The 18,766-nt window shown below is 54.8% G+C and carries 18 protein-coding genes; 13 read left to right on the plus strand and 5 right to left on the minus strand.

Features of this window, described 5'->3' with window-relative positions; translation table 11 throughout:
* Positions 1 to 111 precede the first annotated feature (111 nt).
* On the minus strand, positions 112 to 312 hold the full coding sequence (locus HMPREF1207_RS17650) for a hypothetical protein (protein ID WP_009677182.1): 201 nt from the start codon (positions 310 to 312) through the stop codon (positions 112 to 114).
* A 106-nt stretch (positions 313 to 418) separates the two neighbouring features.
* The gene (lexA, locus tag HMPREF1207_RS17655; protein ID WP_016423853.1) at positions 419 to 1,252 is read right to left on the minus strand and encodes a transcriptional repressor LexA; all 834 of its coding nucleotides are present in this window, start codon (positions 1,250 to 1,252) and stop codon (positions 419 to 421) included.
* 390 nt (positions 1,253 to 1,642) lie between these two features.
* On the opposite strand from lexA, the gene HMPREF1207_RS17660 reads away from it, so the two are divergent.
* The 9 genes from HMPREF1207_RS17660 to HMPREF1207_RS17705 all read left to right on the plus strand — a co-directional run bounded on the left by HMPREF1207_RS17660 (position 1,643) and on the right by HMPREF1207_RS17705 (position 12,159).
* Entirely contained in the window at positions 1,643 to 2,281 is a 639-nt protein-coding gene (locus tag HMPREF1207_RS17660; RefSeq protein ID WP_009677185.1) for a helix-turn-helix transcriptional regulator, read from the plus strand.
* A 97-nt stretch (positions 2,282 to 2,378) separates the two neighbouring features.
* On the plus strand, positions 2,379 to 3,383 hold the full coding sequence (locus HMPREF1207_RS17665) for a DUF1702 family protein (protein WP_009677199.1): 1,005 nt from the start codon (positions 2,379 to 2,381) through the stop codon (positions 3,381 to 3,383).
* A 43-nt stretch (positions 3,384 to 3,426) separates the two neighbouring features.
* Complete coding sequence (locus HMPREF1207_RS17670) at positions 3,427 to 4,323, plus strand: YqaJ viral recombinase family nuclease (protein ID WP_009677175.1); 897 nt, start codon at positions 3,427 to 3,429, stop codon at positions 4,321 to 4,323.
* Between the two features lie 12 nt (positions 4,324 to 4,335).
* On the plus strand, positions 4,336 to 5,184 hold the full coding sequence (locus HMPREF1207_RS17675; protein ID WP_009677186.1) for an RnfABCDGE type electron transport complex subunit D: 849 nt from the start codon (positions 4,336 to 4,338) through the stop codon (positions 5,182 to 5,184).
* A gap of 613 nt (positions 5,185 to 5,797) precedes the next feature.
* Entirely contained in the window at positions 5,798 to 7,867 is a 2,070-nt protein-coding gene (locus HMPREF1207_RS17685; RefSeq protein ID WP_009677197.1) for a bifunctional rhamnulose-1-phosphate aldolase/short-chain dehydrogenase, read from the plus strand.
* 415 nt (positions 7,868 to 8,282) lie between these two features.
* Positions 8,283 to 9,044 (plus strand): DeoR/GlpR family DNA-binding transcription regulator, encoded by a 762-nt coding sequence (locus tag HMPREF1207_RS17690; RefSeq protein WP_009677207.1) that lies wholly within the window; start codon positions 8,283 to 8,285, stop codon positions 9,042 to 9,044.
* A 128-nt stretch (positions 9,045 to 9,172) separates the two neighbouring features.
* Complete coding sequence (locus HMPREF1207_RS17695) at positions 9,173 to 9,916, plus strand: (Fe-S)-binding protein (RefSeq protein WP_009677201.1); 744 nt, start codon at positions 9,173 to 9,175, stop codon at positions 9,914 to 9,916.
* Positions 9,903 to 11,414, plus strand: coding sequence for a LutB/LldF family L-lactate oxidation iron-sulfur protein (locus HMPREF1207_RS17700; RefSeq protein WP_009677206.1), 1,512 nt, complete (start codon positions 9,903 to 9,905; stop codon positions 11,412 to 11,414). Before HMPREF1207_RS17695 ends, HMPREF1207_RS17700 begins: the two co-directional genes overlap by 14 nt.
* Positions 11,407 to 12,159: a LutC/YkgG family protein gene (locus tag HMPREF1207_RS17705; RefSeq protein WP_009677191.1), complete on the plus strand. Its 753-nt coding sequence runs from the start codon at positions 11,407 to 11,409 to the stop codon at positions 12,157 to 12,159. Before HMPREF1207_RS17700 ends, HMPREF1207_RS17705 begins: the two co-directional genes overlap by 8 nt.
* Positions 12,160 to 12,438: 279 nt before the next feature.
* Here HMPREF1207_RS17705 and HMPREF1207_RS17710 read toward each other — a convergent pair whose 3' ends face one another.
* A complete protein-coding gene (locus HMPREF1207_RS17710) occupies positions 12,439 to 13,287 on the minus strand; it encodes a M15 family metallopeptidase (protein WP_009677179.1) in 849 nt (282 codons plus the stop codon).
* Positions 13,288 to 14,106: 819 nt separating this feature from the next.
* Here HMPREF1207_RS17710 and HMPREF1207_RS17715 point away from each other — a divergent pair.
* Positions 14,107 to 15,177, plus strand: a complete 1,071-nt coding sequence (locus tag HMPREF1207_RS17715; RefSeq protein WP_009677183.1) for a hypothetical protein — start codon at positions 14,107 to 14,109, stop codon at positions 15,175 to 15,177.
* A gap of 134 nt (positions 15,178 to 15,311) precedes the next feature.
* Here the strand turns inward: HMPREF1207_RS17715 and HMPREF1207_RS17720 are convergent, their stop codons facing one another.
* Both HMPREF1207_RS17720 and HMPREF1207_RS17725 read right to left on the minus strand, forming a co-directional pair.
* Entirely contained in the window at positions 15,312 to 15,560 is a 249-nt protein-coding gene (locus HMPREF1207_RS17720) for a hypothetical protein (RefSeq protein ID WP_016423854.1), read from the minus strand.
* 9 nt (positions 15,561 to 15,569) lie between these two features.
* A complete protein-coding gene (locus HMPREF1207_RS17725) occupies positions 15,570 to 15,785 on the minus strand; it encodes a hypothetical protein (protein ID WP_009677180.1) in 216 nt (71 codons plus the stop codon).
* A 295-nt stretch (positions 15,786 to 16,080) separates the two neighbouring features.
* Between HMPREF1207_RS17725 and HMPREF1207_RS17730 the strand changes: the two genes are divergently transcribed.
* The 3 genes from HMPREF1207_RS17730 to HMPREF1207_RS17740 all read left to right on the plus strand — a co-directional run bounded on the left by HMPREF1207_RS17730 (position 16,081) and on the right by HMPREF1207_RS17740 (position 18,552).
* The gene (locus tag HMPREF1207_RS17730) at positions 16,081 to 16,938 is read left to right on the plus strand and encodes a sugar phosphate isomerase/epimerase family protein (protein WP_009677176.1); all 858 of its coding nucleotides are present in this window, start codon (positions 16,081 to 16,083) and stop codon (positions 16,936 to 16,938) included.
* Positions 16,939 to 17,161: 223 nt separating this feature from the next.
* The gene (gene thyA / locus HMPREF1207_RS17735; protein WP_009677200.1) at positions 17,162 to 17,956 is read left to right on the plus strand and encodes a thymidylate synthase; all 795 of its coding nucleotides are present in this window, start codon (positions 17,162 to 17,164) and stop codon (positions 17,954 to 17,956) included.
* Between the two features lie 110 nt (positions 17,957 to 18,066).
* A complete protein-coding gene (locus tag HMPREF1207_RS17740; RefSeq protein WP_009677188.1) occupies positions 18,067 to 18,552 on the plus strand; it encodes a dihydrofolate reductase in 486 nt (161 codons plus the stop codon).
* The last annotated feature ends 214 nt before the right edge of the window (positions 18,553 to 18,766 follow it).

Here is an 18,766-nt window from a genome sequence, read left to right on the forward strand (position 1 = left end):
TTCCTCTGGAAGAGGAGAGCCGCTGTTTTGCCGGCTGTTTGAACGCCAAAAAGTCCGGGGGAGGCGGCTCCGTTTGGAGCTTCCGTTGTCCCCCGGACTTTTTCTGGGTGGCTATTCCACATAGCGTTTCTCGGCGCCCAAATGCCTGGCGATACAGGCTGCGCTGCAGAACCAGTCCCGGTCGAAGTCCCAATTCTTCTCTCCGGCGTAAATCGGGCTGCGGCATCTGTCGAATGCGCACTCCGTAACTTGACTGGGTTCCTCTGCCTGACGGTCCGGCAGTCCGACTTCAAATCGATCCAACGACGGCAAGTCGAGCCCTCCATTCATCCGTTATGAAACTAGGATACGATGACGGAGGTCGGCGGGACTCCTCGTTTGTTGCCGGCTGTACGGCGTTTGTTGACGTCCGGCCGGTTTATTCGGCGTCCCGCAGCACGCTCACGACTTTACCCAGTATGCTGACGTTAACCGGATAGAGAGGCTGAAAGCGGTCGTTGGCGGGTTGAAGCCTGACCCGGTTGGATTCTTTGAAGAAGGTTTTCACCGTCGCTTCTTCACCGTCGATCAACGCGACGATCACTTCCCCGTTGTCCGCCGATGACTGTTGACGGACGAGCACCAGATCGCCGTTCTCGATTCCTTTGTTGATCATGCTTTCCCCTTGAATCCGCAGGATAAAATGTTTTCCCTGGCCCACCAGATTTTTGGGAACGCTGAAATACTCTTCGATATTCTCCGCAGCCAGGATCGGACTGCCCGCCGTAACTTTACCGATCAGGGGAAGCCGGACGTAATACTCCGCGGAGAGCGAAGCTTCACGGAGTTCGCTGCCCGGTTGGATGGAAGCGGCTCGCACCTTCCCGGACCGGTACAGCTCACCCGGCGTCTGAGCCCGGTTCTTGTTGGCAAGATGAGCGGCCATCGTCTGCAGGAGGACAAAATCTTCCTCCTCAAGCTGCTCGGCGACATCATACAAGGCATCTATGTGTGGATGGCTTTTCTCGGAAGGAGGGAAGGGGATAAAGGTTGAAGGAAAATCAGGAATCCTACCTGTCATTAGCCAATCAAGAGAAACGTTGAATTGTTTGGAAATGGAGATCAATGCTCTAGCAGTAGGGGTCGATTTTTTTTTGCCATTTTCCCAATCACTGATGTTTCCCGGAGAAACTCCGATCATAGCGGCCATCTTGGCCATGGTCAAGTTGTGCTTTAACCGCAGCTCCTTAATGCGATGATTAATTTCATTCATTTGCAAGCCCCCAATTCGGCATATTCCAGAACAATCAACAAACATATGTTCTAATAGTATATCAAACATTAGTTTTAGAAAATAGCTATTTATTCCTGTATTACAAATACTCAAAATACGCATTTTCGAATTTTTCCCTTGTTTTCACACGCATAAGCGTATATAATTTGTTTTACCAGTTTCATCCAAAACAAATTTAAATATTTATGTCTAACTTTTTCTAGGGATGTGAAACTTCATGACAAAAAAAGACGGATAGGTGACAATTCAAGCAGATCAACGACAAAGTTTTATTGGTAAAATTTATTTCAGAAGCACTTAATCATCTAATTTATCATTTTCGACTAATTTATGAAAAATTCACCAACTATCAAGAGGGGGACGAACGAAGTGGATTTGCTGGTCTTTGTACATAAAGCCGAGAAATGTAAAGATTACCTGGCGGATTTGCTGCTTCTTTCCAAAAAAGTGAAGTTGACCGAGTTTGTCGATTTTAACTCCGCTCTCCAACTGGTCAAGCAGGCGCACTATAAACTGATCGTGTTTCTTACATTCGAGCCGTCTTTTCCGAAAACCTGGAATGTGAACGAGCTGAGAATCAACAGTCCTCTGCTCGCGTTAGCAGGAGCCGATAAAATCAGCTTATCTTCCTTGATATCTCTGATTGATATGGTGGCCCAGAATGAAGAAGTTTCTCATGATAACCGGCTTTTCGCGGAATCGCTGGCCTACATCGACGAAAACATATGCGAGAACGATCTGAATCTCGAGAAAGTCGCTTCGCAAATTTATGTCAGCCGATGCCACTATTCCCGGATGTTTCAGAAGTATGTGGGTACGGGCTTCAAAGAATATGTGATGAATAAGCGCATCCAGAAAGCGAAGCTTCTTTTGAAAAGAGGAGAGCCCGTAACAGACGTCTGTTTCTCGGTAGGTTATAACGATTTGACTCATTTCGGCAGAATTTTCAAAAGGAAGGTGGGGGTAAACCCGTCCGTCTATAGATTGAGCAAAGCCGCTTCGCAATAAGAAGAAAAAGGAGGGAAATGAAAAAAACAAGCAAGACGCTGCCTTTTACAGACGCGTCAACCGTTTCAGCCACAAGGAAAGCGGAGGAGATGGATTCATGCAGGTCATTGCAGTCGCAGCCGGAATAGGGGCATGCCTAGCCGTTCTTGCTCCCTTCATTTATCTGAAAGCTTTTCACCGCAGCATCCCGAAAATGGTCGCCAAATTTCCTCTCACGGGCAATGTCCATTACGACCGCAAATTTCCGCAGATTCTAAGAGCGTTCTTGTCCGGCAGCAACTGGGCTTTGAAACCGGTATTGGTGATGCCCAAGCTGCGTGCCAGGCTGGAAAACCGTTTCGAGCCGTTCTACAAAGGGTTCGCTTACGAAGGGGCCGGCATGGGACTTGGGGTAAAATCCGCTTTATTCCTGTCCGGAGGCAGACGTTTCGAAGCTTACATTCATCAGCTGTCGCCGGGATATCTGTATCAGTATTACGTGGGACTCGGATGGTACCTCACTATCCGGTACGGTTTCCGGTACCGGGCATACAAGCGCTGGATAAAGCAACTGGACCCAAGATACGCGCCCATTGTGTTCGATGGAGCCGGATTTATGACGGCGTTGTTTCACTATAAGAAAAATAAACAGATTATTCAGAAATTTCGACATTTCCCGTTTCCCTACCAGCGCGTCTGCTACCAGGGTTTCGGCCGTTGTTTATGGTTTTTAACGGAATTCGATTTGCAAAAAACAGCTGCCGAACTGGAAAATTTGCCTGCTGAATTCAGACATGATGCATATAGTGGAGTAGGGTTAGCCGCAGCTTACAGTTTTTTCGATCAGCTTGCGTTTGCGGCCCATGCGGATAAACAGATTCCGGAGCAATACCGGCCTTCTTTCCGGCAGGGGCTTGCTTTCGGCTGGGAGGCGCGCCGTTTGCAGGACACCGTTTACTGGGACGAACAATTGGAGAGATACACCTATCCCGTCATTCTCAAAGTCACCGGATTTGTGGACCGTGTTCACGAGGCCGTGCAGCTGTTGGGGAAGGACGATACGGAAGCGGATTATTACTTGAGATGGATGGATACGGTGCGGAGTCTGCTTAAGGAAGAATAGCTCGTAACCGCAGCAGGAGCTGCCAGTGTAAAGGAGAGATGGTATGTGTGCGAAGAAGCTTGTGAATACCCGAGATCTTTCTTACGAGGAATGGCTCGCCTGGCGGAGACAAGGAATCGGCGGCAGCGATGCGGGAGCCGTCTACGGAGCGGACAAATGGAAAACCGCGCTGGAAGTTTACCTGGATAAAACCGGAGAACTGCCTCCTTCGGAAGAGAAGGAAGCGATGAAGCTCGGCAGCAAGCTCAAAGATTTTATCGCACGGGAATTTACGGATCGGACCGGACACAGGGTGATGAGAAGAAACTGGATTTTTCAGCACCCGGAGCATTCTTTTATGCTGGCCGGCTTGGACCGCTGGGTGATTGGCTCTCATGCGGGTCTTTTATGCAAATCAACCGGCGAATTCAGCAAAGAAGAATGGGAGAACGGCCGGGTTCCCGCGAAGATTGATTTTCAGTGCCAGCACTATATGGCCGTTACGGGCGCGGATCACTGGTGGGTAGCCGTTCTGATCGGCGGCAACAAGTTCCGTACCGTGCGTCTGGAGCGCAGCGAAGAGCGGATCAAACGGCTTATCGACCGGGAAGCCGTATTTTGGAACGAGCATGTCCTGAGAAGAAGACCGCCGTCCTTCGACGGAACGGATGCTTCGTCCGATCTGCTGAACCGGCTGTATCCCCCGCCGACGAGCCGGAACTCGTCCGTGCGTCTGACGGAAGAAGCGGAAGGGTGGATTGGGCAGTACCGGCAGGGGGCCGAGGAAGAAAGGGCGGCGACGCTGCGCAAAACGGAGGCGGAAAATAAGCTCAAGGGACTGCTGGGTGAACATGAGCAGGGCACGGTAGGCAACTACAAAGTGGAATGGAAAAGCATCAACCGGAAGTCGGACCGGTTCACCCCCTACAGGCGGTTTCAGATTTCAACCATTTCGAAATAACGGAGGAATTTCATGCGCAACGAAATGAATACGCATCTGCGTTCGGTCGTATCCTGGCGGGATTACCGGATTGACCCGAGATACTTTATTCTGGCGTTCCTGAGCAGCTTTGCGATAGCCGGGCAAGTGTACCTGGGCTTTTTCCAGAAATGGGATGCGGTTTTTGCGGCAGTCGTTTGTACCACGGGGACGGAAATCATTTTGAACCGGCTGAAAAATAAAACGTGGGTGTTTCCGCTCAGCGCCCTGATCACGGGGATCGGCATCTCTCTGCTGCTCAGCTCCAATCAGCTGTGGCCTTACGCGCTCACCGCCGTTATCGCGATCGCGCTGAAATATGCCATCCGTTTCAAAGGCGGGCATATTTTCAACCCCAACAACGTGGCGATGGTCATCATGCTCTACTCCCTGCCCCAGTATGCGGTGAGTACTCCCAAACAGTGGACGAACGGCATCGGCGTTATGATTCTGATCTTGTGCCTGGGCATCGTGGTGTGCTACATCGCCAACCGGCTGGATGCGGTGCTGGCTTTCCTCGGGAGCTTTACGCTGTTTGCGTTCGTGCGGCATTTCTTCTTCGGAGCGCCTTTGTTTGCGGCCCTTGGGCCCCTCATGGGCGCCTCCCTTCAACTGTTTGCCTTCTTCATGATCACGGACCCCAAATCCACGCCTGCGACAAGGAGCGCCCGTATCGCGTTTGCCTTTTTCGTGGCTCTGCTGGATGCCGTTTTCCGGATCAACCGGATTCCGAATCCGCAGTTCTACGCGCTGTTTCTTGTGTGTCTCGCTCTGATCATCCCATACCGGCTGTGGGCTTCCCGCAAAACGGCGCCGGAGCCGGGACTGACGGCAAGCTCTTAGACAGAGGAAGTAAGACGGAATGGAAATCCGGCGATTAATTTTACAAAAGAGGTGAGCGCCATGTGCCGGAACGGGACATGCAGGGGGGCTTTCAACGGCGGAGAGGGGACAGGCTGCGGCAGACACTGCGCCAACCTCCCGACGGAAGCCCATTCTAATGAAGGAACGGATGGTACAGAAGCAAAGCCGGCAAGACGGTCCGCAAATCAGGTTGAAAAGCAGCCGGAAAATCGGATGCCAAGCCGTACGGAAACTCAGCCGCAGCACAGAGAACGAAGCGATGAAAAGAAGCTGGAGAAGCGCGACCGTCTCCCGGCCGACCATTTGCCGTCGAGGTACTTTCTGCGCACCAAGTATTTCAAGTATTGGGACTTCTGGGACCATTTCCGCTAAACCGCAGGCCAAAGCCCGATAAGCATACAGACAACCCCATAAGAAAAAGACAAGGACAGGACGGACCCTCCCGTTTTTGTCTTTTTTTATTTACTCAAAGAAAAACAAACATAAAAATAAACATTCAAAAATAAATAAAGATATGATATGATAAAACAAAATAAAACAAATGAAAATAAAGCAAAACAATACTCGTTCAATTCCTGAGGAGGAGCACAAAATGACGGCAAATTTATGGGATGCGGAAATCGCGGTAGGCGTTAAGAAAGGTTTGGATGAACTGGTGTATCGTTCGAACCTGCTCGGGTTTGACCGTACGGTCGCCAACTGGGGCGGAGGCAACACCTCGGCCAAAACGACAGTCACCGATTTTCGCGGGCGGGAAATCGAGGTCATGTGGGTAAAAGGCAGCGGCTCGGACCTTGCGTCCATGAAAGCGGAAAATTTCACGGGCCTGCGCCTGGACGATATTCGTCCGCTTATGGAGCGGGAAGAGATGACCGACGAAGAAATGGTCGCCTATCTGGGACACTGCATGGTGGACAGCCGGCACCCGCGGGCTTCGATCGAAACGCTGCTGCATGCGTTTCTTCCTTTTAAGCATGTGGATCATACGCATCCCGATGCCATCATCGCCCTCTGCTGCGCGGATAACGGCAAAGAGCTGGCGCGCGAAATATACGGCGACCGGTTTGTCTGGGTGCCCTATGTGCGTCCCGGTTTCACCCTTTCGAAAATGATCGCCGAAGGCGTACGCGGCAACCCGGCCGCTGAGCTTGTCCTGATGGAAAAGCACGGACTGGTCACCTGGGGGGAGACGTCGGCGGCCTGCTACAAGAAGACGATCGAAATTATCTCGGAGGCGGAAAATTTCATCGAATCGCGCATGAACCGCGCTGCGCTGTTCGGCGGCGCGAAGTACGAAACGCTGGCGGATTCCGCACGCAGAGAGATCCTCGCGCAGGTGCTGCCGGTCATCCGCGGAGCTGTCGGCGGAGAACGGAAGATGCTGCTGACGGCCGATGCCGGAGAAGATGTGCTGGCTTTCGTGAACAGCCGCGAGGCGCAGGCGCTTTCCCAGGTGGGGGCCGCCTGTCCGGATCATCTCGTTCATACGAAGATGAAGCCGCTCTACGTGGATTGGAATCCCGCCGAAGCTGATGTTCCGGCCCTTATCGAAGCGCTGAAGTCCGGCATCGCCGCTTACAAGGAAGCGTACGAGGCTTACTTCGAACGCAACAGGAACGAGGGTGACGCGATGTTCGAGGCGGCGCCGAGAGTGATTCTGATTCCCGGTCTCGGGATGGTGAATACGGGCAAAAGCCGGGCAATGGCCCAAGTGAGCGGCGCCCTTTATCATCGTGCCATCGCCGTGATGAGGGGGGCGACGGCGCTCGGAAACTTCGTTTCGCTGAGTGAAAACGAGTCCTATAACGTTGAATATTGGCCGCTGGAGCTGTACAAGCTGACACTCGCCCCGGCGGAAGCCGAATTCTCCCGGAAAGTGGCGTTCATTACCGGCGGAGCGGGGGGCATAGGCGGCGCGGCCGCCCGCGAGCTGCTGAAGGGCGGCGCCCACGTCGTGCTGGCCGACCTGAATCTGGAGGGGGCGCAGACGCTGGCGGCGGAGCTTAACCGACAGTACGGGCAAGGACGCGTCATAGCCGCCGCAGTGGACGTTACACGCGAAGAACAGGTCGCGGAAGCATACAAGGAAACCGTCCTTGCCTTCGGCGGGGTGGACATTATCGTGAACAACGCCGGCCTGGCGACATCGAGTCCGTTTGAAGATACGACACTGAAAGAATGGAACCTGAACATGAACGTGCTGGGAACGGGCTATTTCCTCGTAGCGAGGGAAGCGTTCAAGATTATGAAGGTTCAGGGAACCGGCGGCAGCATGGTATTCGTCGGCTCGAAAAATTCCGTCTACGCGGGCAAAAACGCTTCCGCCTACAGCACCGCCAAAGCCGCCGAAATTCACCTGGCGCGCTGCGTTGCCGCCGAGGGAGGCGCCTACGGCATCCGCGTCAATTCGGTGCTTCCGGACGCCGTCCTCCAGGGCTCGGCTATCTGGAATTCCGGCTGGCGCAGCGAACGCGCCGCGGCTTACGGCATCGAGCCGGATCAGCTGGAGGAGTATTACCGCAAGCGGACGACGCTGCTCGTGAACGTCTATCCGCAGGATATCGCGGAAGCGATCGCCTACTTCGCCTCGTCGAAATCGGAGAAGACGACCGGCTGCATGCTGACCGTGGACGGCGGCGTTCCGGCGGCGTTTACGCGATAGCCGGAGGAGGGCGTCGTGCCCGGCTATGCCGCCTCGTGGCGGAGGGACGGAACGTTATGCGGGGTGATGCAGGCTCGTCGCATACGGTCGTGCCGCCGCATCGTTGAGACCGCTTGACTGCATACGGTTGGGACGTCGCCCCGGTTGATGCCGCCTCGCTGCATTCGGCTGGGACGCCGCACCGGTTAATGCCGATTCGTTTGCAGACGGCAATCGTCGTGCCCGCCCCGTCTGTGCCGCGCGGCCTTCGAGCGGATTAGGCGGCCGTCCGAAGGCCGTTCGTCTAGTCCCGTCCCGCCCGATATTGTACAATAAAAGAAACAGAGGCGAAGCCCGGACCATGTTTGCATCCGTGCGTACGGCAGAAGAACAGGCCCGCCTCGGCAAGAATGGAACCATGAAATGAGGATGCACGATGCTTGTAGCGGAAAGATGGCAGAAAATACTCGCGCTGGTCAATGAAAGAGGAAGCATACGGGTGACGGAGCTCAGTGAGCTGTGCGGAGTCACCGAGGAAACGATCCGGCGCGATCTCGACAAGCTGGAGAGCGAAGGCCGGCTGATGCGCAGTCACGGCGGAGCGGTCCGCGTGGGAGAATCCCAGCCCGAGATTCCGTTCAAGGAACGGGAAACGGTGCACGCGGACCTCAAGCGGAGCATCGCCCGGGAAGCCGTTAAACATATCCGGGAGAACGACCGGATCATACTCGATGCGAGCACGACGGCGTGGTATATGGCGCAAATTTTGCCGGACGAACCGCTCACCGTGCTGACCAACTCGATTCAAGTCGCCGTGGAGCTCAGCTCCAAGGAGAAAATACAGGTCGTTTCCACCGGAGGCCGTCTTCTTCCGCAATCGCTTTCCTACGCCGGTCCGCTGGCCGAACGCTCCCTGGATACGTACCATGTCGATAAAGCGTTCCTGTCGTGCAAAGGCGTGCATACGGCGCGCGGCATTTCCGAATCAAGCGAGCTGCAGGCGCTGGTCAAAGCCAAAATGGTCGCCATTTCCGACGAAGTTTTTTTGCTGGCGGACCACAGCAAGTTCGGTCTGCAGTCGTTTGCCCACGTCGCTTCATGGGAGCGGATCGGGCATGTCATCACCGATTCGGCGACGAGCGCGGACAGCTTGGAAGTCCTACGCGAGAAAGGCGTAAAGGTTACCCGGCTTTCCTGAACCGCCGCCGTATCCGCCCTGCCCGTTCCCCCATCTTATTCGCGGAGCGGAAAGGGCTTTTTTCAATCATCGCGACGTATTTCTTCTATTTAAAAGAGAGCGCTTTCAACCGAAAGGGGCGATTCATCTTGAAGGTTTCCTTATTTATCACCTGTTTGAGCGACCTCGTGTATCCCCGGGTCGGGCAGGCGATGGTGCGGCTGCTCGCCCGGTACGGCATCCGGGTCCATTTTCCGGAGGTGCAGACCTGCTGTGGACAGCCGGCTTTTAACAGCGGCTACTGGGACGATGCGCGCAAGTCGGCCCGGACTCTGCTGGAAGCGTTTGACGACAGCGACTTTGTCTTGTCGCCTTCCGGCTCGTGCACGGGCATGGTTCAGCATTATTATCCGAAGCTGTTTCAGGACGATCCGGAGCTGCTGGCCAAGGCGGAAGCCCTCCGGGAGAAAACGTACGAGTTTACGCAATTTCTCGTCGGCGTGCTGGGCGTTACGGATCTCGGTGCGGTGTTTCCCCACAGAGTCACCTACCATCCGTCCTGCCACGGCACGCGGCTGCTTGGCATCAAGGACGAACCGGCCTCCCTGCTGGAGCATGTGCGCGGCCTTGAACTTGTTCCGCTGCCTCATGCGGAGGACTGCTGCGGGTTCGGAGGCACGTTTGCCGTCAAAATGAGCGACATATCGGGCGCGATGGTCGCAGAGAAATCCGATCATGTCCTGGAAACGGAAGCGGAGGTGCTCGTCGGTCTCGATATGGGCTGCCTCATGAATATATCGGGGAATCTGCTGCACAGAGGCAGACCGGTTAAGGTCATGCATCTGGCGGAACTTTTGGAGGAAGGAGTGAGACGGGCCGATGAGCATGTCTAGCGGTGGAGGCAGTGTAAAAGACCGGGCGAAAATCGCGCTTAACAACGATTTCCTGCGGAAAGCCGTCAAGTTCACGACCGAGCGTCTGAAAACCGGCAAATTGAACGCGGCCGCCGAGCAGGGAAACTGGGAAGAATGGCGGGAGCGGGGACGGCAGATCCGCCTGCATACGATCGCTCATCTCGATTATTACCTCGGCGCCTTCGTTGAAAATGCGCGGGCGCAGGGCGTCCATGTCCACTTCGCGGAAACGGCGGAAGAGGCGGTCTCGATTACGATGGAGATCGCCCGGCACCAAGAAGCGAAGAGCGTCGTGAAATCCAAATCCATGGTATCCGAAGAGATTCACATCAATCGCGCGCTCGAAGAGCTCGGCATTGAAGCCGTGGAGACGGACCTCGGCGAGTACATCATCCAGCTTGCGGGGGAAGCGCCGTCTCACATCATCATTCCCGCGATCCACAAAAACCGCTACCAGATCGCGGAGCTGCTGTCCGAAGAGGCGGGCGAAACGCTCCCGCCCGATACGGGCGTGCTCGCCGGCTTCGTGCGCCGGAAGCTGCGGGAGAAGTTCCTGGAAGCGGACATCGGAATGACCGGCTGCAATTTCGCCGTCGCCGAGACCGGCTCCATCGTTCTCTTCGAGAACGAAGGCAACGGCCGGATGGTCAGCACCGTCCCCAAGACGCAGATCACCTTTATGGGAATGGAGCGGATCATTCCCACGCTGGATGATCTGGAGGTCATGGCGACGCTGCTGCCGCGCTCGGCCACCGGACAGAAGCTGACCGTGTACATGTCGGTCATCTCCGGGCCGAGAAGAGAACCGGACGGAGACGGCCCGGAGGAGATGCACGTCATCATCCTGGACAACGGGCGCTCGCTTCAGCTCGGAGACCCGGATTTCCAGGAGCTGCTGAACTGCATCCGCTGCGGCGCCTGTCTCAATGCCTGCCCGGTCTACCGGCACATCGGCGGGCATGCGTACGGCGGCACTTACAGCGGCCCGATTGGGGCCGTCCTCACCCCGGCGCTTAACCGGAACACGGCCGAGTGGGACGATATCGCCGGTGCTTCGACCTTGTGCGGCGCCTGCTACGAGGCTTGTCCGGTCAAAATCCCGCTGCACGACATGCTGGTCTATTTACGCGGCCGCAAGGTCGAGAAGGGCCATGGGGATGCGGCGGAGAAGGCGGGAATGTCCGCTTTCGGTTATATCATGGCCGATGCCAAGCGCTTGAGGCGGGTTGCGGCGCTGGGCAGATTCGGCCAGCGGTTCGTGGCTCGCGGCGGCGTGATCAAAGCGAGAATCGGTCCGCTCAAGGGCTGGAACACGCACCGCTACGCCCCGGCGCTTCCGCCGAAGACATTCCGCGAGGAATGGAAAAGCCTCGCCGAAGAAGCCGCGGGAAGCCTGCCGGAGATGGACGCGGACGTGAAGAGCCGCATGGAGCGGATTATAGACGCCCGCCGGAAAGGGGACGGCCGTCATGAGTAAATCCGCTGCCGATTTCCTGAACAGGCTGGAAGCGGAGTCCAGGCGGAAGCAGGAGGCGTTCTTGGGCGGCATCGCCTCCCGGCTGGGGCGTCCCCGGATAACGGAGCGCCCGGCAAGACCGTTCCGGGGAGCGCCTGACTTCTGGAACGCCGTAGATTTGGACGAAGAGGCGCGCATCCGCCTCTTTATGGATAACTGGCGCAAGGCGGGCGGTCATGCCGAGAAGTTGGCCTCCATGGAGGAAGCGGCCGCTTTCGTGCGGCAGTTGATCCGCGACCTGGAGGCGAGGCGGGTCATCCGCCAGGACCAGCCGGAGCTGGAGGCGATAGCGGCCGTGCTAAAGACGGCAGAGGGACTCGACCGCCTGACCGTCTGGAACGCGGAGCATGTCTCGGACGCGGAGAAGGAGGCCGGGCTGGCAGACGCTGCCGGAGCCGACATCGGGCTTGTGGCGGCCGACTGCGCCGCGGCTCATACCGGCACGGTCGTGCTGATGTCCTCGCCCCGCAAAGGCAGGAGCGTCAGCCTGCTTCCGGCGGTCCTCGTCGCGGTGGTTCCCGCCAGCCGGATGAAGATGCGTCTCGGCGAGGTGCTCCGTCCGCTCGACGGGTTGGCGGCCGGAGTGAGGCCGGCCGGGATTCATTTCATATCGGGCCCGAGCCGTTCGGCGGATATTGAGAACGACCTTACCATCGGCGTGCACGGTCCCGGTATTGTCTATGCGCTTGTGGTGGAAGACTGCTAGCCGTCCCTGCCGGGAGGGGCCGGTGGCTTGCCTGCGGGAGCAACCGAAAATTGGAATGTAAATCAACTGCCGTTTCCGAGCGGCAGTTCCTAAACGGTTCTTTCTTTTTATGCTAATACGCGCCAAAGGCCGGAGGCGTTTCAACTTCGCGCCAAGTCCGGCGTCGTCAGGCCGCAGCAGCCTGCCCGGCCGCAAAAAAAATGCCGCCCCTCAAAACAAGGGGCGGCATTTTCTCGTTATGACTCGGCAGGCTCCATTGCCCGTTCGTTGATTCCGGCGTTACTTCGCTACCGGTACGGCATTCAGATACTCTTCCATCGTCGTGTTCTTCGTCTTGATGTCTTTGGCCATCTGGGTGCCGACATAGCGCAGGTGCCACGGCTCGTACTGATAGCCGGTGACGGATTCCTTGCCCTTCGGATAGCGGATGATAAACCCGTATTCGTGGGCGTGGTCTTCCAGCCACTTGGCTTCGGGCGTTCCGCCGAAGCAGTCTTCGGCCGCACATTTGCCTGTGCTGCCCGCAACGTCTATGGCCAGTCCCGTTTCATGCTCGCTGTGTCCCGGTACGGCGCTGTATTTCTTGGCCGCGGCCTCGCCGTCCTTTTGTACGTAACGGTTGAACAGGGTCGTCTGCGTGGAATGGGAGCGGTAAGCGGACACGCCGGCCAGCGGTGTCCCGTCTTTCTTGGCCGCGGCGAACATGTTTTCCAGCGCGCCTGCCGCTTCTTTGCGCATCATGCGCTTTTCGATTTTTTCGGCGAATACAAAATTCACATCCGGGTACACCAGATCGGAAGGTTTGTACGTGTCCGGAAGTTTGAATTGTTTGTTAACCAGCACGGTCATGCTTTCCGGCTTGGCGGCCACCTGCTCCGCGCCATCCGTTCCTTTGCCCGTTCCGGTTCCTTTCGAAGTAGAAGCCGGTGTCGGCGAAGTCGTCGGCTTGCTCGTGCTTCCCGGTGCCGCGGACGGACTTGCGGAAGGCGAAGTTACCGCTGACGTACCCGGAGTCGACGTGGCGGCCGGGGAGTTCCCGCCCGTTTCCTTGCTGTTCTCGCAGCCGGCGAAGAGCGCAATGGCGGAAGCCAGGATCAGAAGCCGGGTGATTCTTTTTTTCGGGGTCATGGTAGTTCCTCCTTGAATTAAAAAAGGCGCATCCTTTTGCGGGACAGGCCCGAAATACAACACGTTTTATTATACCTTACGCGGGTTGAAAAACCCAACGCGGGGCAATTGTGACTAAGCGGTGAAAACACTATCATCTTGCCATTTCATTCGCTACAATGGGGGTAACAAGAAGGGAGGCAGCAGCTATGATGATCGCATCTCTGATTATCGGCCTGGCTTTGGCGGGTCTGATTTTATGGGCGACGATTTGGATCACCAATAAGGCATACTCCAGAAAATGGGAAAATCCCGACGAGGATTGAATCCGGGATACCCGGCGGTTCCTGCCTGGGGCCCGACTCCGCCGTCCGGGGTAAGGGCATTTTCGTTTCATGCGTTATCCGTAAGAGAGAGAAGGCCATCAGCAATTGTCGGGGATAAGCATAAGCCGCATGTGACGGAGCGGACGCCTTCTTGCTCTTTTCTATTCTTCCGTTTTGCAACCATCGGTTCTACCTCCTCCATAAAGCGTTATGCTCTATATTCGCTCTTTTTGCGGAAAAGGTTCGGTTTATTCCGGGCCGAGTATGTCCATACACCGTAAAAAACCATGTGACCCGGATATTCATCCGGTTCTAACCTCCGCATAGGGCGCCAATTTCCAAAATAAACCGTTCCTGGCGTTTCACACCTTCCCCATTCGGGTTAACTCCAAATAGGGCAGGATTTCTTCAATTTCCTCCTTTATACAAATTTTTGTCTTTGCTTCCTGTGGAAGCTGTATTATAATCGTTCATGTTCTTAATTATCGTGAGGGATAGAGAGAGGAGAAATCGTGTGAACAAGAAAATTTGGATGTCTGTACTCGTATTACTGTTGACTTTTACTGTTGTATTAGCGGGTTGCGGCAAAAAAGAATCACCGAAAACGGCTTTGGAGGAATCCTATACCGCTGCTTCTACCATGAACAGTGCGGATTTCAACATGAATATGACCTTGAACCTGGATTTCCCGGAATCCGCGCTTAAAGCGGATCCGAGCTTGGCGATGGGAGCTAACTTCCTGAAAAACCTGGATGTTACTGCTAAAGGTGTTTACCAGGCCGATCCTATGCAGCTGGAAATGACGCTGGAAGCCAACCTCAAAGGCGACATGCCGATGAAGATTTCCCTGCCTATGGTCATGACCAAAGACAAGATGTATGTGAAAGTTCCGAACATTCCGCTTCTGCCTATTCCGAAAGACACCGTCGGTAAATACATCGTCGTGGATGTCAACGAGCTGAATCAGACGACGGACGGCAAAGTGAACGTAAATGCCATCGACGTGAAGAAACAGCAGCAGTTCGGTCAAGACGCGATGAAAATCTTTACGACCAACTTCGACGAAAAAACGTACTTTGTCGATGTCGATAAGAAAAACGCGGGACTGCCCGAGAGCGTAGACGCGAAACAAGTCGTGAAATTCCAGATTACCAACGAGAACCTGGAACCTACCATCAAAACGATTGTCGAGAAGGTAGCTCCGCAGCTTCTGGATCTCGTATCCAGCGACAAGTATAAAGACATGCTTCAAGTCGATCCGGCCGAAATCGAGAAGGCAAAGAAAGAACTTGCCGCCGGTTCGAGTAAGGAAGATACCCAGAAGGCGATCGACGAGCTGAAAAAAGTACTGAAAATCAACGAATTCAACATTTTGACAGCTATCAATAAAGATAAATTCCCGGCTTATCAGGAAATTAACGCGAACCTGGACGTCACCGATGAAAAGCAGGGTACGTTCAAAGTCGGTACGAAAATCAAAACGGAGTACAGCAATATCAACAAGAAGGCTAACCTTCAGCCTCTTCCTACCGATACGCTGACGATCGAACAATTTTCGCAAAAAATGCAAGCTTCCGGCATGTAATAATCGCTCCGGTCGCGCGCAAGACAAATCCCCGGTTTCCTTGATGGAAGCCGGGGATTTTTTGCCGTTGTCCGCCGTTAACGGCATGGAAAAACCGGCCGGACGGGAGGGGGATGCCCGGGTCAGCCGGTTTATTATGAGGATGTAGAGCCGCGATTAAACAGCTTATACGAATAGTTCATAACGAGGATCATGGCGGCGCGCTGCTCGTCCGTTTTGGCCAGCAGGCAGTGGCGTCTCCAGTCCAGGAAGCGGATGGCGGCCTCACGGCTGCCGTCCTGGGCCCTCTGCCAGGTGTCTTCGATCTCTTCAATCGACGGAATGACCTGATGCCTCCGGTAAAAGCCGACCGTCCGGGAAATGGAGGACCAGTCATATTGCATAGGACGTCCTCAAAATGTTTCTTCTTCCGCCTGCCGCTCGAACCCGGTCCAGAACAGGAAGGTGGCGCTGAAGAGAAGCATCACGCTTCCCCACCACATGTAAGGATTCCAGAGCGTCGCTGCTTGGCTGAACAGGCCGCAGAGGCACAGGATGATACCGTGCGGCAAAAAAATGAATCCGGCCAGGCGGCGCAGGTCGTATTCTTTTTTGGGCCCGTTATTCATCGTGTCTTCCTCCTTCGCCTCATTGCCGGATTGTACGCAGAGTACGGACGACTTTTTACCGTACCCTGTATTACCTCCGTCTCTTTTAAAGGAAACAGCGAAATCGGTCACAAGGTATCCGTACGGAGCCGATTTTGGAAGGAAGAGGGATTATGGGGGGCTATTTTTACGAAAAAGGGGGGCTGGGCGCCGATTACGCTCCTATATGAAGAAGAAGAGAGCTTGCTTCTTGCGGAACGGTTTTCTATGATACAGGTGTACTTATAACCCTTACAGAGAAACGAGGCGGCCCATTTTGAAAATCGGATTAAGCTCTTACAGTTTGTACCGTGCCATCAGAGCCGGGGAGTTGGACTATGTCAGTGCGTTGGATTGGATTGCGGCTAACGGCGGCGAACATATGGAAGTCGTTCCGCTGGAAATTGATTTTACCCGGGAACCCCAGCTTGTGCAAAGCATCAAGGAAAAAGCGAAGTCCACAGGCATCGAGCTTTCCAATTATGCGGTCGGAGCCAACTTCCTGACGGAAAATGAGGGCGCTTACCAGGATGAAATTTCCCGGGTGAAGCGGGAAGTCGATGTAGCGGCCGAGCTGGGCGTTAAGCTGATGCGCCATGATGTGGCCCGCCATGAAGACGTTTCCATCCGTACGTTCAACGCGAATCTGGGCCGCATGATCGAAGCGTGCCGGACGATTGCGGATTACGCCGCTCAGTACGGGATTACGACCAGCATCGAAAATCACGGCTATCTGGTGCAGGCGAGCGACCGGGTGCTTACCGTCGTTCAAGGCGTGGCCCGCCCGAACTTCAAGACGACGCTGGATATCGGCAACTTTATGTGTGCGGATGAAAATCCGGTCGCTTCCGTGCAGAAAAATCTGCCGTTTGCCTCCATTGTACATATCAAAGATTTCTATCTCCGCCCTTCTTACCGGAATCCGGGTGAAGGCTGGTTTAAGACCACGGCAGGCAACTACCTACGGGGAGCTATTGCCGGGCAGGGCGATATCGACATGTGGGAAGTGCTGCGTCTGGTGAAGCGTTCCGGCTTCGACGGCTATCTGTCCATCGAATTCGAAGGCATGGAAGAGTGCAGACAAGGCTCCAAAATCGCCATGGACAACGTGAGACGGATCTGGGCCGAAGTCTAGACGATTCTGCCTCTGCAGAGCCGTTCGGGGTCTATAAAAGAAGCGTTCTCCTCCTAAGAAAGGGAACGCTTCTTTCCGGCTGCCGGAAGGGAACGGGGAACAGGGAACTTTTTCTGAATAAGGAGAAGTTCTTTTTCATTTTCCGGGGAGGAGGAAACTGATATACTAAGGACAGACTTTATCCGGAAAAAAGGAAAACCGATGATTCGAGGTGCGCTTGGAAATGAATAAGTATTTGGAACTGCTTAAGGATATCAAGGAAAACGGAACCCGCAAAGAAGATCGCACGGGAACCGGAACCATTTCCGTGTTCGGGCGTCAGATGCGGATGAATCTGGCGGAAGGCTTTCCGCTTTTGACGACTAAAAAACTTCATATGCGCTCGATTATCCACGAGCTTTTATGGTTTTTGAAAGGTGAAACCAACATTCACTATTTACACGACAATGGCGTCACCATTTGGGACGAGTGGGCCGATGAGGACGGCAACTTGGGCCGTGTGTACGGTGCCCAGTGGCGCACTTGGCAGGCGCCGGACGGACGGACTATCGACCAGATTACCCGAGTGATCGACCAGATTAAAACCAACCCGGATTCTCGCAGGCATCTCGTAAGCGCCTGGAATGTCGCAGAGGTAGATGAGATGGCGCTGCCGCCCTGCCATTACGCGTTCCAGTTCTATGTGGCGGACGGCAAGCTGTCGTGCATGTTCCAGATGCGTTCGGTCGATACGTTCCTCGGTCTGCCGTTCAATCTGGCCTCGTATGCGCTTCTCACGCACATGGTCGCGCAGCAGTGCGATCTCGAAGTCGGGGACCTGGTATGGACCGGCGGGGACGTGCATATTTACCTGAACCATCTGGAACAGGTGGAGAAACAGCTTGCGAGAGAGCCGTTTCCGCTGCCCAAGCTTGAAATCAAGCGCAAGCCGGATTCTATTTTCGATTACGCTTATGAAGACTTCGAGTTTGTCGGCTACCAGTCGCATCCCGGTATTAAGGCTCCGATCGCGATCTGATTGCGCAGGGTGTCAGCAGAGCACGTTTCGGACCGAATTAGGACGGAAAATAGGATGATCCATGAACGGCCGCAAGGTTCGCATGGGTCGCGGGAAGAGGTGTTGGCCAGGTGGGTATTTCTTTTATTTTTGCGATGGACCGCAACAATGCGATCGGGATCGACAACAAGCTGCCATGGCATCTGCCGGCGGATTTGAAATATTTTAAAAAAATGACGACCGGTCATCCGATTCTGATGGGGCGGAAAACATACGATTCAATCGGACGCCCGCTGCCGAATCGTGAAAATATTGTCCTGACCCGGCAAAGCGGCTTTAAAGCTGAAGGGTGCACGGTCGTCCATACGGTGGAAGAAGTGCTGGAACGTTACACGGAAGGGGAGGTTTTCGTGATCGGCGGAACGGAAGTGTTCCTGCTGTTCTGGCCTCACGTTGACAAGCTGTACGTGACGTTTATCGACGATACTTTCGAAGCCGATACGTTCTTTCCGGAGATTGATCCCGGCGAATGGACGCTTGTTTCCGACGAGCCCGGTATTCGGGATGAGAAAAATCCGTATGATTATACATTCCGGGTGTACGAGCGGGCGCAGTGACGCCGAAAATGCCGGTGCCGGAATCGAAATCACAAGCGGATACATATACGTCAGAATAGTATCGGGAGTCCGGCACGGTAACGGGGGATCCGGCTGCGCAGGGCATTCTTAAGGACGGTAAACAAGACGGGACGCAGGCCGGTTATTCATGCGCCTGCGGCTGCCCGGTCTTCTTGCCGGAGTTTTTTCTAAAAACCGCTACACAACTAACCCG

Origin of the sequence: Paenibacillus sp. HGH0039, from assembly GCF_000411255.1 — a bacterium.
Lineage (GTDB): Bacteria > Bacillota > Bacilli > Paenibacillales > NBRC-103111 > Paenibacillus_F.